Raw genomic sequence first — 17,651 nt, 5'->3', positions numbered from 1 at the left:
CGGATAAAATCTGTATTTCTTAATTGAAACAGCTCTAGGGGTATAAAATGCTTATGAATTCAAAGCATCAATTCCCTGCGTTTAGGTGAAATAGATTCTCTTGAATAAAAATAAATTCTGCAAAATCATCTGCAATGGTATCGAAAAAAGCTAAATTTCTACTGTTCTTTGCCATTGCTTTCATCATATGTTTAGTCTTTCTATTCATTTGGAATAAGAATTCTATCACCTCTGGAACTGAGAGAGAAAGAGCCATTGCTTTAATCACCCGGGAAGGAGAGACCTTAGCGAAAAATTATTGCAGCCGTTGCCATAGTTTTCCAAAACCTGAATTGCTGGATAAAAAAACGTGGCGAACGCAAACCTTACCCACAATGGGGCCATTTCTGGGAATTAAGGAATACAATGGAGAAGTCTACCCGTTAGATAAAACTCCGGAATTACCTGAAAATTTTTATCCCGAAAATGCAGTGATTCAGGAATCGGAATGGAAAAAAATTCTTCATTACTATGAACAAACAGCCCCTGATCGACTTCAGCCTGAGAATATTGAAACTGAAATCATCACAGACAATCTCTTCTTTCAATCTCATCCTTCTTCATTAGCACTGCCTTCCAATCCCATGACAAGTGCAGTTCGCATCGATCCTGAAAGCCAGTTGATTTATATGGCAGATGCTGCATCGGAAAAGCTTTTCATCTTCAATCGACACTTAGAAGTTCTCGCTGATTTTAACGTTCCTTCTCCCGTTTCGGATATCCAGATTGCAAAATCATCTGGTGCATCATCCATTCGTGAAGTATTTCTTACACATATCGGGAGTCTGGCCCCATCAGACGCCCGGGAAGGGGCCATCATAAAGGGCTGGTTTGATACGGAAACGGGTGAAGGGGATTTTGACTCAATAATTATTGACGATATCGCACGACCCGTCGAAACATTGGAACGTGATTTAGATGAAGATGGATTCGATGATCTTTTAATCAGTGAATTTGGCCACAGGAGGGGAAGTTTATTTTGGTTGAAAAATGAGGGAGATCAATACGACTTGAATAAACGCGTATTAATTGCCACTCCCGGGTGTTTGCAATCAGAAGTCAAAGATGTTACCGGGGATGGCTATCCTGATGTCCTGGCTCTGTGTTCACAAGTCGATCAGGCAATCTATCTGTTCACAAATGATGGAAAAGGTTCTTTTGAGCAATCAACACTTCTGGAATTTCCAATAACTGCCGGTTCCAGTTCATTTGAATTGGTTGATTTTAATGATGACGGACTTCTGGATATTCTCTACACCAGCGGAGACAATGCCGATTATTCGCTCATCTACAAACCCTATCATGGGGTATATATTTTCTTAAATAATGGTGATAACACTTTTTCAGAAAAATGGTTTTATCCGGTTAATGGAGCTTACACTGCAAAAGCTGTAGATTTTGATCAGGATGGAAATCTTGATATCGCCGCCATTTCTTACTTTGCTGATTATCCTAAAAAACCTCAGGAGGGATTCATAATATTTAAAAATAGCGGGGATTTTTCATTTCAACCCTATCATCCGCAAAGAGCTTCTTACGGAAGATGGATTACCATGGATACCGGTGATTTAACCGGCAATGGGTTTGAAGATATAGTTTTAGCAAACCTATCTCTCGGACCTACAAAAGTGTTGCCCCAAGTTGAATCCATATTAATCAAGAGTCCACATATTCTCATCCTGGAAAATCATTTTTATAAATAAAGTGAGTTTGAGCTAAACATAGAATCACTTTTCATCATTAAGGTTCAGAACTTCAGAACGAATTTCAGATTGAATACCTGGAAATGTTTCTGGGTTAATAATCCATGGTAATAACTCAAGGATTCTAGTCTGCGAATGGCTTAGAAATTTAGTACTTCCTTTCAATTGTTCATCCAAATAAGCCATCTAAAGAAGTGCATTTAAAAAAATTGAATAAATAAGCTGTAAGATAGTATTAGTTTAGGCATTTCTGTTTTGCTTTTTTAATAAAAGAGTTTTTTGAGTCATGTATATGTACTGAAAAATTCTGTGCTGAGGAGTTAAAAAATCAAACCTAATATGATTCAAATGATAAAAAAAATACAGTTTGTAACAGTTAAAAAAGTGTTATGTGTGCTGATGTTGCTCATTGGTTTACACACCAATTTGCTGGCACAGCAGATGGTGACTGGTACTGTTTTAGATGAATCAAACATGGAACCGCTTCCGGGTGTAAGTATCCTTATCCAGGGGACCAATCAGGGAACTGCAACGGATCTGGATGGACGATATAGTCTTGAGGTTCCATCAGAAGATGCGGTTTTAATTTTTACTTTTATTGGTTATGAACGTCAGGAAATAGCCATACAAGGCCGCTCTGAAATAGATGTTCACATGGTTAGCCAGGCTGTAGTTGGCGATGAAGTAGTTGTGGTTGGGTATGGAACTCAGAGAAGAGAAGATTTAACAAGTTCTGTTTCTACCGTTTCAACAGACGAATTTGTACAGGCCTCTGCAAGAAGTGCTGCGGAAATGATTCAGGGACAAACAGCCGGTCTGATTGTGACCACATCCAGTGGAAATCCCAGAGATAATGGGGATATTAGCCTTCGGGGAATTACAACTATAAACTCTAGTTCCGAACCATTAATACTCATTGATGGAGTTCCGGGCTCTTTGAATACAATTGCTCCGGAAGACATCGAATCTGTAGATATACTCAAAGATGGTTCAGCAGCGGCTATATACGGCTCAAGAGGACAGAATGGGGTAATATTAATTTCCACCAGAAAATCCACTAAGGGGCAGCCTCCAACATTACAGTATAGTGGTTATGTTAATACTCAAACAATTTATAACAAACCTGATATGCTTGATGCCAATGATTATCGTCGGTTAATTGACGAGGGCGTAAACTTTACTGATTACGGATCAAGCACAGATTGGCAAGATGAAATTATGCAGACACCATTTGGTCAGACTCATAATCTGACTCTTATGGGAGGATCTGCGCAAACCAGTTATACGGCCTCTCTTAATTACAAAAACTGGGAAGGTATCTTTTTAACATCTAACGATAATAATCTTATCGGTCGGATTAATATCAATCACTCGATGCTTGAAGGAAAGTTAGATGCAAATGTAAACTTAATTGCCAACAGAAGAACATATGATGATTCTTTTGGTAATTATGATTATCGACAAGCACTCATTCGGAATCCGACAGATATCGTAACTGATGAAAATGGCACATGGATAGAACGGGATGGATTTAATTATGATAACCCGGTTGCTCGGATTGAAGAAACTAATAGTGATGTGGAAGAAAGAGAACTCCGTTTAAACGGAACCCTTACACTCAATCCAATTGAAAATTTAAGCCTCTCTTTATTGGGGTCAACGACTCTTTTTAATCGGGATATTGGATATTCAAGAACATTTGAGCATACGGCAAATGTAACAGGTGGAGAAGGAGGTTATGCAAGTAGAAGTTTAGATTCGTCCTCAGAAAATCTTGTTGAATTTACAGCTACTTACGAGAATCAGATTGATGCTCATGATTTTAGCATTCTTGGTGGTTATAGCTGGCAGGAAACCATCTATGATGGATTTGGTGCAAACAATAGAAGATTTGCGACAGATCTTTTCAGTTACAATAACCTTGGTATTGGTAATGGCCTATCTGAGGGGGAAGCTGGAATGGGCAGTTATAAAAACTCTTCCAAACTGATTGGGTTTTTTGGCCGCTTAAACTACATATGGAATCGGAAATATCTTCTTATGGGAAGTCTTCGATATGAGGGTAATTCCAAGTTTGGTGAAAACCATAAATGGGGATTATTTCCAGCGATTTCCGCAGGTTGGAGAATTAGTGAAGAATCCTTTATGGATGAAGTAGATATAATATCAGACCTGAAAGTTCGTGCTGGATTTGGGGTTACAGGTGTTGCTCCGGATGACCCTTATTTATCTTTAACAAGCTTTTCTTATGGCAGCAGGTTCTTTAATAATGGTCAATGGATTCAGGGAATTTCTCCTGCGAGAAATCCGAATCCTGATCTTCGTTGGGAACAAAAAGAAGAGATAAATGTTGGGGTAGATTTTTCGCTTTTTGATGACCGGCTTAGTGGTACATACGATATTTACCGCAGAGATACGAGAGATATGCTTTGGAATTATTCGGTACCAGTACCTCCATATCTATATAACAATATTCTTGCAAATGTGGGACACATTCGTAACTACGGAATGGAAGCTTCACTGAAGGCTGCTGCTGTTCAAAAGCAAGACTTCTCTTGGAATACAAGTGTAAACTATTCAACAAACTCTAACCGTCTGATTAGTTTATCCAATGAGCTCTTCGATCTTGGAAGTGATTATTTTTATCCAGGCCATACCGGAGAACCCATTCAGGTAACTACACACCGTGTGGAAATCGGTGGCCCTGTTGGTAATTTTTATGGATGGGATTCGGTGGATATTACTGAAGAGGGAGAATGGATTATTCAGAATAATGAGGGAGAACGTATTCCCGCTAGTGAAGCAGGCCCAGGAGACAGAACTATTCTTGGTAATGGTATTCCGGATCACTTCTTATCATGGAATAATAACTTCAGGTTCAAAAACTTTGATTTAAATGTCACAATGTATGGTGCCTTCGGTCATCAGATTCTCAATTTCCAACGCTTGTATTATGAAAACCCCAGGGTGATTCAATACAACATGCTGGAAACTGCATTTGATGATGTATATGGAAAAGCCCGCTTGAACCAGGATCTGGCATATGTTAGCTACTACATTGAAGATGGAGATTATTGGAAACTGGATAATGTAACTCTGGGATATTCCTTCGACTTAAATAACCTTGGAATTACCCAATCCAGAGTATACGTATCGGGTGGCAATCTTTTAACCATTACCGGTTATAAAGGAATGGATCCCGAGGTGGGAATCAATGGCCTCGATCCCGGTACAGACCACAGAGATAAATTTCCGACTACTCGTACATTTACACTGGGTGTGAATCTAACTTTTTAAAAAAATCTGTTCGTGTTTAAAACAGACAGTATTTGATCAAAAAAATTTAAATCAAAAACTATGATGTTAAAACTAAAAACCTATTTAACGATTGTCATTATAAGTACTCTTGTAGTGATGACTGCATGTACAGATCTGACGGAAACGGTTCACGATCAAATAACCGAGGAGAACTTTAACCCGACTGAGGATGATATTTCCGCTTTGATCGCACCTGCCTATTCTGTATTGAGAGGAATGAAATTAGGCTGGTATTCTTTTTTTGACCTTCAGGAAGAATCATCCGATGTAATGGTAACTCCTGTACGTCCCAATGGATGGTATGATGGTGGTACGTACATTCGGATGCACAAACATGAATGGGATAGATTTCAGGGGCAGCCTAACAGCACATATGGTCAGAGCTTTAGTGGAATCAATACGGCAAATCGGGTGATCTATCAAATAGAATCCGGAGTTGTACCCTTGGAGACGGGGCAAGAAGCAATTCTTGCCGAACTACGCGGGCTTAGAGCCTATTACTACTGGATTTTGCTCGATAACTTTGGAAATGTACCCATCGTTACCGATTTCTCTGACGAGTCTGTTCCCGAGCAAAATACAAGGCAGGAAGTTTACGACTTTGTAGTAAGTGAACTGAATGCTGTAATCCCAAATTTGACCGATGAAGTGAATCAAGCCACGTATGGACGATTTACGGCTTGGGCGGCTAGGTCTCTTTTGGTACGAACGTATCTGAATGCAGAAGTGTACACGGGAACCCCTCAATGGGAGCAGGTGATTACAGAAGCGGACTATATTATCAATAATGGTCCTTTTATGCTGGAACCTGTCTACAAAGACAACTTCTCGTTAAATAATCACAATTCTCAGGAATTTATATGGGCTGTTCCTTATGATGAACTCCTGGGAACCGGAAACCAATATCATATGAAAAGTTTTCCACCTATTATGCAAAGAGCATATGGAATGGAAGCTCAGCCATGGGGCGGCAATGCAGCCTTACCTCAATTTATTGATACATATGATGAAGATGACGGCAGGTTAGACGATACCTGGTTAATGGGAGAAGTTGAAGATCCGGAAACCGGCGAAGTTTTAGCCAATTTTATTAACTATATGGAAACAACGGAGTCTGGTGTACCGCAACCATTCGACTGGGGATATTCTCCCGCTAAGTATGAGGTCCCTCGACCCGGAGCGCAAGTTGATATTTCCACAGATTATCCCATTTTCCGTTTTGCCGAAACACTGATGGCGAAAGCAGAAGCTCTCCTTCATACTGGAAGAAGCGGTGAAGCAGCCGTGATTGTAAATCAAGTAAGAGAACGGAATTTTGATCCATATTCTGAAGATAAAATTGTGACTGCAGCCGATTTAACCGGGGGCAGCAAATATCAATACGGCTTTACGGAAGCTGGTGAAATTGTTGATTTTGAAGGAGGCGAAGATATTGTATTTGGCGGATTCTTGGATGAAATCGGATATGAGTTTGCGGCTGAATCTTTCCGCAGAAGACAGATCATCCGGTTTAAAACAACATCCGGAGAATCTGTTTTTACAGCGAAAAGTTGGTTTAAACATCGGGCAACACATTCCGATCATTTGACAATCTTTCCACTTCATAATGATGTGCTAAATGTGAATTCGAATTTACAGCAAAATCCTGGTTATGAGTAAGTGAAACATTTATAGGGAAGATTAAGAGCATATGTATCACCCAAAAACCTCCTCTTTATACTTGTACTTACTGAGTATATAGAGGAGGGTTATTTTCTAAAAAAGATGTTGTGCCGGGAGAAAGGGGCAAGGCCAGAAGATGGAATCTGGGCTAAATACTGGTATCAGTCCGTTCATAATTCAACTGGCTTTAAACCGTATCAGCCCAAAACAACACCATTTCCGGATCACTTAAAACCATTGCTGAAGGAGTGTCAGCCGGTTTATCAAGTATTAAAAGAGCTTGCCATTTGACGTATCCAAATCTATTCGTCTTCTCCATACACCAGTTGCAGAAAATCATCCTGTTCTATCTTTCCAAAAAAGGATTCCAGGTTCAGTTTTTTTACCTCAGTCTGCAATGCAGCCGGATCGTATCTCACACCTTGCAAATGATCTTCAATTTTTTGAACCGGTTCTACGCCAAAAAAGTCTCCATAGATTTTTAAATTCTTGATATGACCTTGCTCCACATTCAGGCGTAAATCGATCTCTCCAATTGGGAATCTACGATTTCTCTGAATATTGAACTTCGGTGATCGCCCAAAATTCCAGTCCCAATTTCCATATTTCTCGTCTTTAAGCTGTCTGACTTTTTCCCATTCATTTTCTGTTAAATGGTAGCGCTCAAAAGAAGGGCGCTCTTCATAAAGCCCATGTAAAATGCGTGATCTAAATTCATAAACATCCATTTTCTCATCCATAAATTCGGAGATGTTGGCTACCCGGCTCCGAACTGATTTATGCCCTTTTGATTCTATCTTACTCATTTTTACATCCAAAGCCCGGGTCACTTCATCAAGGTCACTATCGAAAAGGAGGGTGCCATGGCTAAACATCCGTTTTGTAGTTGAAAACTGGGCATTTCCGGAAATTTTCCGGTTATCAACAAGAAGATCATTTCGTCCGCTCATCTCTGCCTGAACGCCCATTTTTCGCAGTACATGCACAACCGGCTCCGTAAACTTTTTAAAATTATGGAGGTTCTCCTTTTTATAATTTGTGATAAAACTAAAATTCAGATTTCCCAGATCGTGATAAACAGCTCCGCCTCCGGAAATTCTTCGAACAACATAAATACCATTCGCCCTCACATATTCATCATTAATCTCTTCCAGGGTGTTTTGATTGCGGCCAATAATGATGGAAGGTTCATTTATGTAGAAAAGAAGATAATCTTCGTTTTCTCCAAAATTTCGAAGTGCATACTCTTCTAAGGCAAGATTCAGCCGGGGATCTGTAATCCCTTCATTTTCAATAAAAATCATAAAATTAAATCAATACGTTTATTTTCGTTCACAAAATCTCGTTTTTTCCGGCAAGTATAAACTGGCAAAATGAAATTTTTAATCTCAAACAAAAGAATAGGAAGAATCATTTTTGAAATGCCTGAAAGAGTTGTCAAAATAGGGATCGAGATATCATTAGATACAAAAGCCAGAAGTTTTTAAATTTTACGGTAATAAATTACGGTTTGGCGTTAGTGATAATTGCGTCATCACAAAACATAAAGTCTTTTTCAAAATAAAATAAGAGTTTAATGGAATCATTTTTAAGTCAGAATTTTATCGGAAACACCGTTCAGGAATATTTGCTGGTTCTGGGAGCAATTATTCTTGGAATTTTTATTGTGAAAGTTTTCAAACGATTTGTACTCAAGAGAATAGAGAAATGGATTGGTGAAACTGAAAATGACATTGACGATTACGTTTTTGAGAGTTTTGATAGATTTGTGATCCCGATTATTTACTTCAGCATCATCTATGCTGCAGTTATGACGCTGAGTTTGAGTAATTATGTGAGTAATGCCATACAAGCGGCTTACATCGTAATTCTCACCTACTTCTCTGTGAGACTGGTTTCCAGCATCGTACTTCTGGCTCTTCGAAAGTATGTGAGACGACAGGAGAATGGAGAGGAAAAGGTGAAACAATTAGGCGGAGTAATGCTGATCATCAACATCATCATTTGGGCTCTCGGCTTTGTTTTCCTGTTTGATAATTTGGGGTACGATGTCACCGCCATTATCACCGGTCTTGGAATTGGAGGTATTGCCATCGCCCTTGCTGCGCAGAATATTCTGGGCGATTTGTTCAACTACTTTGTGATCTTTTTTGACCGACCTTTTGAAATCGGAGATTTCTTAATCATTGATGATAAGAACGGAATTGTGGATAAGATCGGCATTAAAACCACGCGCATTCGGACACTTTCCGGAGAACAGTTGGTTTTTGCCAATGCCGACTTGACGAATTCCCGCATCCATAATTACAAGAAAATGCAACGCCGCCGTATTGTGTTTTCGGTTGGGGTGACGTATGAAACACCTGCTGACAAACTCCGCCAGATTCCCGGCGTGCTGAAAGAAATTGTAGAAACCCAGGATATTGTTGATTTTGACCGGGCTCACTTCAAAACGTTCGGCGATTCCAGTCTGAATTTCGAGATTTGCTATTACATCAACAGTGCGGATTTCAATACGTATATGGATATCCAGCAGGATTACAATTTTCAGATTTACGAAAGATTCGAAAAGATGGGCGTTGACATTGCCTTCCCAACCCGAACCATCTATGTAAGAAACGAAAACGGACAAAAGTTTGAACTGGATTTGAAAGCTGAGAATGGTGATTCGAAGGAAGAAGAAGTGAGTTCTTCATCAGATTCACCAGTTGAATAGCCTTTTTTGATATTGGATAAATAAAAGAGTACGCCAATGAGTTGCCTTAGACAATCCTGGCTTTTGGGAGAAGTAATTCTTGATTGATACTCAAAAGTATGTTTCAATCAGCCAGTTGCACTTCAAATTCATTCGAGGTCGATAGCGAATCTGGCAAATCACATCTGTCACCGGTTTTACACGTCCACACATCGTAAACCAGTTGGAAAGTTCCCTCGAAAATGCCAATCGGCTCTTTTGTCGCATGATCCCACATTTGGGGACTTCGAACATCCAGCGTATCAATTCGTACTGATCCGGACTTGACCGTAATCGGGTTATTATGGCCGGCACATGCAAAAATGATATTGTGAGCAGGCGACTGCGGATTTTCAGTTAGATGGAGTTTGAAAACATATCTTGGATGAGACGAATCCACATCGCAACGATTGAGATAGAGTGTTTGATTTGTCTTATTCTCGAATCGGGCAATCAGTGTAAAACCGTAGAAAGCCGGAGGAAAGTTTTCTAAAACTTCTGCGGTGTACGATGATTGATCCGTTTGAAAAACCAGGTTTTTTGTTGTGATCACTTCTTTTGTATCGTTATCCACGGTTGAACACGAAACCAGCAGAAGTAAAACCAGCGGGATAATTACTCGTTTCATGGTAGTTTGAGTTGATGAATAATTTTAACCTTAACAAACTTCTCAAGAAGTAATGTAATTAAAAAAAAGATTTTCGTCACCTACTTTGCCCGCCGAACCCATTTTGGAGCATCATTAATTTCATTTCTTAGGATCAGATTTAATTGCGCCGCATGATGCTGAACATGCCTCATGTTGTACATCAGGATTTCTATGAAGGGATAATCCTTGCCGCCTTCTTCCTCTTCTATGAATCGTTCAGACATTTTTTTCTCGGTCAGATTCGAAATGATTTCGTAGCCTTTTTCCCGGCTGACCTGCAAATAATCCAGTAATTCCGTCTTGGTGTAGAACCGGTCAGGAATGACATCATCCAATGCTTCTTCGGGAATCTCCTCCGGTTCCTTTAGTGTGAAAGGAAGAGGAGACGTAAAGTCTTTTGACGGAATCGTCATGTAGTAATCCAGGAAGATCAGGGTATGATAGATGTTGTAGAAGAGCCGTTTATTAGATTCTAAAAGTTCTTCCGGGTAATGTGAAATGGCATTTTCAACCATATCGATACTTGCACCAAATTGATTCCAGAGACTTTGTTTGAGGAGAGTTAGCAATTTAATCGTAGCAGTTATTTAGTAAACTAATTTTTAGTGAAACTATCGTTGTACTTGTCTCGCAAGAGTAAAAATGAACAATGAAATAAAGATAGCCCCAAAAAAAGATTCTAACGATGCAAATAGTTTACTTAATCCAATAGGACTTGCGTCACCGTAACCTAGAGTAGTAAAAGTAATCATGCTGAAATATAATGAATTACCTATATCTGAAAGATATTCGTAGTTGATTGTAGGAAAGGAAGTAACATCTAAAGTGTAATCAATAACTTTTTCATTAACTCTGATACCATTAATCATAAACAATGGTGAAAAGAAAAGGACAGTTAAAGCCCCTGAAATAATTACGTTTTGAGGGCGCTCTCCATATCCACACAATAATCTTAATAATTTAAGACCCAGATATTTTAAGATATTTATAAAATAATCAGTTTGTCCAAATATATATTCGGATAAATATTGTGAAAACTTAGAATCATATCTATTCTTAATCCGGGCATAATTACCTGATTTGCTTATATAATAATGGATATTCTCTTTTTTGAGTAACTCTTTTGATTTCATAATATGAAAGTAAAAAATACTCTGAAGTCTATTGTCTTTAGCTTCAAAAGCACGGTCATATGCATATTTGTATGTTTTTATTGCACCTTCAATAAGCTCTCTTCGAATCTTTAGTTTATCTGAATATTTACTATGCTTTAAATCATATTCATACTTTTTGAGTGTATGGTATGCATTCAAATAGCGTGAGGCTAAACTAATACAGTCATCGTATGATTTAACTTGAGAGGTATTTTCAAAGTGATAGCTTAATATTCCCAGCGGTCTAAGTTGGAATAAACCGGTGTTTGAATAATGATATAAAAAATTATAGTAAGCTATGTTTCTTAGATGATAGTCATCGATTTCTAACTCACAGTCATAAATTGAATAAACTCCATTTCTATAAAGTCTATCCCATAACTTATAATCCATCTTATAAATATGATTCCTATATGGAATACGTTTGTCATGAATACGATAACCTCCCGTTTTAGCACGATCATAGTTGAACTCTAAACCGTTGTAAAACTCTCTAAATTCAGAAACATTGACAACCCATTGTAGATCTGAAATTCCCTCATCTTTATATATGTAACGAACTTCTTCAAGTAAATCATTTGCTTGCGATTTAAGATACTCCACTTCCTTTGAACCATTTTTTAAAAAACGATATAGTCTGTTTTTTTTATAAATAAAATCTTCATATGAAATACTAGATTTTTTGTCGACCATACTTTTAAATATTAAAAATGAATGAATTTAGAAATTTCATAATGAAATGAATGATACTGTAATTCAAGTACTATTGAATGAGGTAATAAAATAGATCTTCCATACTTTTTACATATATACAAAATTCTGTAGTTTAAGGCATGAAGAAATTTGTCCTGTCCCAAGAAGATATCACCCCCGCGGAGTATTCCATTCAGTATGGGGACCTTCTCAACGAGGCGCAATTGGAGGCGGTCATGTTTGATGAGGGTTCGGCGCTCATTGTGGCCGGGGCGGGAACCGGAAAGACCCGAACGCTGGTCTACCGGGTGGCACGTCTTGTGGAAAGCGGGGTGGACCCGACACAGATTTTGCTTCTCACTTTTACACGTCGTGCCGCCAGCGAGATGCTTCGTCGTGCCAGCCAGATTTTGGACGAACGGTGTCAGCGTGTGGAAGGAGGGACGTTTCACCATTACTGCAGCAAGATTCTTCATCGCTATGCAGAGAAAATCGGCTATCCAGAGCAGTTTACCATTATCGATGCCGGTGATGCGATGGACACCGTGAACCTGGTCCGAAGCCAGATGGATATTCCCACGAAGAAAAAAAGGTTTCCCAAGAAATCTACGCTCTATAATATTTTCAGTACATCGGTCAACAAGCAGATGACTGTCCGCGATGTAATTGAAGAGCAGTACCCGCAGTTTGTGAATTATACTGAAACCATCGAACTGCTTGCTGATAAATATGCTGCCTACAAAGAACAAAATTTCGTGATGGATTTCGACGACCTGTTGGTCAAAACACGGGATCTACTGCGTGACCAGCCGGAGGTTCGGAAGAAAGTGGCGGCACAGCACAAACACGTTTTGGTAGACGAATACCAGGATACAAATGCTCTCCAGGCCGAACTCACGCAACTCTTCAGCAGCGTTCATAATAATGTGATGGCTGTCGGGGATGACGCCCAAAGTATCTACTCGTTTCGCGGTGCCGATCATAAAAATATGATGCGATATCCCGATCTTTTTGAGGATACGAAAATCATCAAACTGGAAGAGAATTATCGCTCTACGCAGCGAATTTTGGATGTGGCGAATCGTGTATTGAAACAAGCCGGCGAGAAGTTTGAAAAAGAACTGTATACGATCAACGAAGAGGGAGATCTGCCCGGACTGGTGAAAGCGGCAAATATGAATGATCAAAGCCGGTTTATCACACAGATGATTCTGAATTTGCGGGAGCAAGGATATGAACTGAACGACATCGCTTGCCTGTTTCGAAACGGACGAGATTCGTTTGACCTGGAAGTGATGCTCAACAAAAAGAATATTCCATACATCAAATATGGCGGACAAAAATTCACGGAAGCTGCTCATGTTAAAGACGTGCTGGCACATTTGCGGGTGATGATCAATCCGAAAGACACCATTGCGTGGAACCGGGTGTTGATGCTGATTGATGGGATCGGTCCGAAAACGGCTGAAGATCTGTTTTCCTGGGCTCAGACAGGAGGGAATCCGTATCGACCGGATCAGGCACCAAATATCAGCGACCGTTATCTAAAACAATTGAAAGCGTTGGGCGATCTCTTTTCACAGCTCAAAAAACTGGATGGTTCTGTACCCGAACAATTACAGGCTGTTGTCGATTATTACGAAAAATTCTGCAAGAAACGGTTTGATGATCATCCCAAACGCATGAAAGATCTGGAGACGTTTGTGGATATTTCCGGAACGTATAAATCACTCGAAAAAATGATCGAAGAGATCGCCCTCGATCCGATTGAAGCCACCGCCATTGATACTGAAGCGACTGAAAAAGATGAATCCCCGCTGATTCTCAGTACCATTCACTCATCCAAAGGATTGGAGTGGCACACCGTATTTCTCATCCAATGTCTGGATGGAATTTTGCCATCTGGTTACGCCATCGAAGATGAAGAACAGATGGATGAAGAAATTCGGCTTTTGTATGTGGCCGTCACCCGTGCCAAAGAACAGCTTTTTATAACCTATCCCGCGCTTTTTCAAAGTCGCTATGGAGATTATTTTACCAATCCGTCACGGTTCATCGAGGATATCGAGAAAGACTATTTAGAGCCGTGGCTATTGGTGGAGGAGAGTGAAAGCGTGCAGAAGGCAAAGTAATAAAACTACTTTGTGTTATGGTAAAGGTATGTTGATCGAAGAAGTTTCTATGATTTTGCAGAAATAGAAATCTGATTATTAAATCACGTTTTATCTGCGAAAGTGAATTTTAAAGCATTTCATTCTTGAATTTATTAAGTAACCGATACCATATAGCACCTGACTTTTGAGGAGTTAGTAATAAAAAATTAATGTCCTATATAGGAATAGAAGCGGTTTTTTATAATTTTTACAAAGTTTTTTAAAAGTGTTATTTGCACACTTTAAATTTACCTACTACATTAAGAAGCAGTATTTAAACACTCGGTAGTAATAAAATGAGTGCAATCATGCTTTAAAGAAAAAAATAACTCTTTTTAAAGCTCGGTTTACCAATAACTAGTTTCCTAAAATACGTCATGAAATCAACGCAAAAATATTATCATCTTTTGATGATGATGTTTAAATATGGTTTTATGAACTCAATCTATAATTCAATACTGGTCAAAAATATGATAGTATGTAACATCACAGTCAGAAAAAAAGTTTTTCCTTTCCTAATGTTATGCATTCTATTGTCTACAGTTCAACAAGGGCTTGCGTTTCAAGAATCCTCTGAAGTTGCTTCAAAGATAGAAATTTTGTTTTTAGGTGGCGACGGGCACCATCAACCGATGGAAAGATCACAGCAGCTTATCCCGTATTTAGCAAGTCGTGGGATTTACATTCATTACACTCATCGGATGGAAGATTTGAATCCGGACCGTCTTAATCAGTTTGATGGATTAATTTTTTACGGGAATCAAACCGGGCTATCTGGAAAACAGGAATCTGCACTTTTGAATTTCGTCAATAATGGTGGAGGGCTTGTAGCAATTCATTCGGCGTCTGCAATGTTTCCCGAATCTGATGCTTATATCAATTTGATTGGTGGTGCTTTTAAAGCTCATGGAACGGGTACATTTTCAACTAAACGGCTTTTACCAGACCATCCGGCAATTCAGGGGGTATCAAGTTTTGAAAGTTGGGACGAAACGTATGTTCACATGAAACATAACCCCGACAAAGAGGTTCTTTCAGTTAGAGTTGAAGGTCAGCATGAAGAGCCATGGACATGGGTTCGTGAGCAGGGAGATGGCCGTGTGTTTTATACAGCATGGGGACACGATCAACGAACCTGGGGAAAAGAAGAATTTAAGCAATTAATAGAGCAGGGCGTTAAATGGACCGTTGGTGATTGGGCATTAGAGGCCGAATTAGATATGCCGTCTTTTACATTTGGGGAAGGCGAACTTCCTTATTATCCGCCCGGAGAGCCTTGGGGAACCGTGGGCGATCCGATTACTAAAATTCAAAATCCTTTAACTCCCGAAGAGTCCCAAAAACATATTTTGGTTGATCCTGATTTTGAAGTTCAACTGTTTGCTTCCGAAGATCAGGTTATTAATCCTATTGATTTGACATGGGATGAACAAGGACGATTATGGGTGACGGAAACGGTGGATTATCCGAACAAATTCACGGAGAACAGAGAAGGTAATGACCGAATTAAAATTCTGGAAGATACAAATGGAGACGGCAAAGCCGACAAGGTTACCGTTTTTGCTGAGGGATTGAATATTCCAACAAGTCTTGCTTTATATAAAGACGGAGTGATTGTTTCTCAGTCACCCGATTTTATCTATTTTAAAGACACAAATGGCGACGACAAAGCCGACGAGCGAGAAGTTTTATTTACCGGATGGGGCACATTTGATACCCATGCCGGCCCAAGCAACTTACGGTATGGTTTTGATAATCAAATCTGGGGAACCGTTGGTTATTCTGCTTTTGAAGGGACTGTTGGAGGAAAAGAATACCGGTTTAGCAGTGGTTTTTATCGCTTTCAGCCTGATGGGTCCGATTTAGAATACATATCAAATACAACAAATAATACCTGGGGAATCGGGTTCAATGAAGAGGGAGTGATTTTTGGATCAACCGCAAATAGGGATGTTCCTCTGCACAGTGCAATACCGAACCGATTTTATAATAACATTCGAGGTTTCGGGCAAACACCACGACTTCAAATGATTGCCAATTCAAACCGAATTTATCCACTTTTGGACGAAGTTCGCCAAGTGGATCAGCACGGACGCTATACTTCGGGTTCTGGCTTTGAGATGTACACAGCACGCGATTTTCCAAAAGAGTACTGGAATAAGCATGCATTTATAGCTGAACCTACAGGGCATTTGCTAGGAGAATTTCTCATAGAAGAGGATGGCAGCAGTTTTAAAGCTAAAAACTTGGGAAGCATGCTTGCCAGCCAAGACGAATGGTTTTCACCGATTCAATCCCGGGTAGGACCTGATGGTGCTCTTTGGGTAGTCGATTGGTATAACTTGGTGATTCAACATAATCCAACACCAGAAGGCAGAGAAACGGGTGAAGGAAATGCCTATGTCAATGACTTACGCGACCAGGATCATGCCCGGATTTACAGAATTGTCAATAAAAATGCAGATCACACACAGAATATAAATCTGAAGGATGCTTCCGCCGAAGAACTGGCTAATGCACTAACAAACGATAATATGTTCTGGCGGCTTACCGCGCAGCGATTACTTGTTGAACGGGGAGATCTGGATGTTGTCCCACATCTCATTTCACTCATTGAAAATGAAAGCATTGATGAATTAGAATTAAACCCTGGCGCACTGCATTCCATTTGGACACTAAAAGGATTAGGAGCGCTTGATGGCTCAAACTCGGACGTTACTGACGCTGTAATTTCAGCTCTTTATCATCCTGCACCTTCTGTTCGCCGAGCCGCACTGATGACACTTCCCAGAACGGAAGAATCTCTTCAGGCTATTTTAGCGGCCGACTTTTTACCAAACTTGAGTGTTGTACCCGGAGAGATGAATTACACTCTCCCGGTAGAACAGATGTTAGCATCAAATATTCAAGTTCGCCTTGCCGCGCTTTTAGCTGTAGCAGAAATGCCTGCTTCCGATCAAGTTGGAAAATCTGTTGCGGAACTTATAGTTCTTGAGCGAAGTGCCAAAGACAAAGCGATTCAACATGCTTCGATGGCGGCGGCTGCAAATAATGAGATCAGCTTTCTGGATCAGATTTTGCAAAAACAGCTGCCTGAAAATGCCGACAGCACATACAAAGCAAATGTTGGATTTGTCGTAGAAAATATTGCATCGCATTATGCCTTGGGTGACTCACCAGGCAATTCGGTGTCTGATTTTCTCGTTCAACTTACATCAGCTGATTCTGCAATCGCTTCGGCTTTTGTTACTGGACTTGCTGCGGAATGGCCGGACGATTCTGTCCCGGAATTTAGCGCTGAAGTTTCCAGCCAGCTTAGCGGTTTAAGAGATGTTCTACCTGAAGATGTTCATGAACATTTAAATACTCTTGCAGAAACTTGGGGAAATCCGAACTTATTTGGGACCCCCTAAATCTTTTGATATGAAATGATTCATTCATTAATGATTAGAAACGATTTACATGATTAGCAGAAGTTATCTTTACCCAACATTAAAAACGATCACTGTTTGCGTTTTTATATGTCTCATTACCCATTTGATTTCA

The 17,651-nt window shown here is 39.7% G+C and carries 11 protein-coding genes; 7 read left to right on the top strand and 4 right to left on the bottom strand.

Annotated elements, in window-relative coordinates; translation table 11 throughout:
• Window positions 1-134: 134 nt before the first annotated feature.
• From L0B18_RS12940 to L0B18_RS19880, 4 genes are all read left to right on the top strand, one after another.
• The gene (locus tag L0B18_RS12940; RefSeq protein WP_234572207.1) at window positions 135-1,742 is read left to right on the top strand and encodes an FG-GAP repeat domain-containing protein; all 1,608 of its coding nucleotides are present in this window, start codon (window positions 135-137) and stop codon (window positions 1,740-1,742) included.
• A gap of 348 nt (window positions 1,743-2,090) precedes the next feature.
• The gene (locus L0B18_RS12935; protein WP_234572206.1) at window positions 2,091-5,039 is read left to right on the top strand and encodes a SusC/RagA family TonB-linked outer membrane protein; all 2,949 of its coding nucleotides are present in this window, start codon (window positions 2,091-2,093) and stop codon (window positions 5,037-5,039) included.
• A 60-nt stretch (window positions 5,040-5,099) separates the two neighbouring features.
• Complete coding sequence (locus L0B18_RS12930) at window positions 5,100-6,719, top strand: RagB/SusD family nutrient uptake outer membrane protein (protein ID WP_234572205.1); 1,620 nt, start codon at window positions 5,100-5,102, stop codon at window positions 6,717-6,719.
• 105 nt (window positions 6,720-6,824) lie between these two features.
• Window positions 6,825-7,013 (top strand): hypothetical protein, encoded by a 189-nt coding sequence (locus L0B18_RS19880; protein WP_370647575.1) that lies wholly within the window; start codon window positions 6,825-6,827, stop codon window positions 7,011-7,013.
• Window positions 7,014-7,024: 11 nt separating this feature from the next.
• Here L0B18_RS19880 and L0B18_RS12925 read toward each other — a convergent pair whose 3' ends face one another.
• The gene (locus tag L0B18_RS12925) at window positions 7,025-8,026 is read right to left on the bottom strand and encodes a lipoate--protein ligase (protein WP_234572204.1); all 1,002 of its coding nucleotides are present in this window, start codon (window positions 8,024-8,026) and stop codon (window positions 7,025-7,027) included.
• A 272-nt stretch (window positions 8,027-8,298) separates the two neighbouring features.
• Here L0B18_RS12925 and L0B18_RS12920 point away from each other — a divergent pair, with 272 nt between their 5' ends.
• Window positions 8,299-9,438: a mechanosensitive ion channel family protein gene (locus L0B18_RS12920; RefSeq protein WP_234572203.1), complete on the top strand. Its 1,140-nt coding sequence runs from the start codon at window positions 8,299-8,301 to the stop codon at window positions 9,436-9,438.
• A 103-nt stretch (window positions 9,439-9,541) separates the two neighbouring features.
• Here the strand turns inward: L0B18_RS12920 and L0B18_RS12915 are convergent, their stop codons facing one another.
• From L0B18_RS12915 to L0B18_RS12905, 3 genes are all read right to left on the bottom strand, one after another.
• Window positions 9,542-10,084 carry a hypothetical protein gene (locus L0B18_RS12915; protein WP_234572202.1) on the bottom strand — a complete coding sequence of 181 codons (543 nt, stop codon included), beginning with the start codon at window positions 10,082-10,084 and terminating at the stop codon, window positions 9,542-9,544.
• An 80-nt stretch (window positions 10,085-10,164) separates the two neighbouring features.
• Window positions 10,165-10,674 carry a DinB family protein gene (locus L0B18_RS12910; RefSeq protein ID WP_234572201.1) on the bottom strand — a complete coding sequence of 170 codons (510 nt, stop codon included), beginning with the start codon at window positions 10,672-10,674 and terminating at the stop codon, window positions 10,165-10,167.
• A 42-nt stretch (window positions 10,675-10,716) separates the two neighbouring features.
• The gene (locus tag L0B18_RS12905; RefSeq protein WP_234572200.1) at window positions 10,717-11,952 is read right to left on the bottom strand and encodes a potassium channel family protein; all 1,236 of its coding nucleotides are present in this window, start codon (window positions 11,950-11,952) and stop codon (window positions 10,717-10,719) included.
• A gap of 140 nt (window positions 11,953-12,092) precedes the next feature.
• On the opposite strand from L0B18_RS12905, the gene L0B18_RS12900 reads away from it, so the two are divergent.
• Together L0B18_RS12900 and L0B18_RS12895 are read left to right on the top strand one after the other, a co-directional pair.
• On the top strand, window positions 12,093-14,084 hold the full coding sequence (locus L0B18_RS12900; RefSeq protein WP_234572199.1) for an ATP-dependent helicase: 1,992 nt from the start codon (window positions 12,093-12,095) through the stop codon (window positions 14,082-14,084).
• A gap of 398 nt (window positions 14,085-14,482) precedes the next feature.
• On the top strand, window positions 14,483-17,518 hold the full coding sequence (locus L0B18_RS12895) for a PVC-type heme-binding CxxCH protein (protein WP_370647574.1): 3,036 nt from the start codon (window positions 14,483-14,485) through the stop codon (window positions 17,516-17,518).
• Window positions 17,519-17,651 lie beyond the last annotated feature (133 nt).

The organism is Rhodohalobacter sp. 614A, from assembly GCF_021462415.1.
Classification (GTDB): Bacteria; Bacteroidota; Rhodothermia; order Balneolales; family Balneolaceae; genus Rhodohalobacter.
This window is presented reverse-complemented; position numbering and strand designations above follow the sequence as displayed.

Excerpts from the sequence above, each read along its gene's own strand:
- L0B18_RS12940 (WP_234572207.1), top strand. The coding sequence starts at position 135 with ATGGTATCGAAAAAAGCTAAATTTCTACTGTTCTTTGCCATTGCTTTC.
- L0B18_RS12935 (WP_234572206.1), top strand. The coding sequence starts at position 2,091 with ATGATAAAAAAAATACAGTTTGTAACAGTTAAAAAAGTGTTATGTGTG.
- L0B18_RS12930 (WP_234572205.1), top strand. The coding sequence starts at position 5,100 with ATGATGTTAAAACTAAAAACCTATTTAACGATTGTCATTATAAGTACT.
- L0B18_RS19880 (WP_370647575.1), top strand. The coding sequence starts at position 6,825 with ATGTTGTGCCGGGAGAAAGGGGCAAGGCCAGAAGATGGAATCTGGGCT.
- L0B18_RS12925 (WP_234572204.1), bottom strand. The coding sequence starts at position 8,026 with ATGATTTTTATTGAAAATGAAGGGATTACAGATCCCCGGCTGAATCTT.
- L0B18_RS12920 (WP_234572203.1), top strand. The coding sequence starts at position 8,299 with ATGGAATCATTTTTAAGTCAGAATTTTATCGGAAACACCGTTCAGGAA.
- L0B18_RS12915 (WP_234572202.1), bottom strand. The coding sequence starts at position 10,084 with ATGAAACGAGTAATTATCCCGCTGGTTTTACTTCTGCTGGTTTCGTGT.
- L0B18_RS12905 (WP_234572200.1), bottom strand. The coding sequence starts at position 11,952 with ATGGTCGACAAAAAATCTAGTATTTCATATGAAGATTTTATTTATAAA.
- L0B18_RS12900 (WP_234572199.1), top strand. The coding sequence starts at position 12,093 with ATGAAGAAATTTGTCCTGTCCCAAGAAGATATCACCCCCGCGGAGTAT.
- L0B18_RS12895 (WP_370647574.1), top strand. The coding sequence starts at position 14,483 with ATGAAATCAACGCAAAAATATTATCATCTTTTGATGATGATGTTTAAA.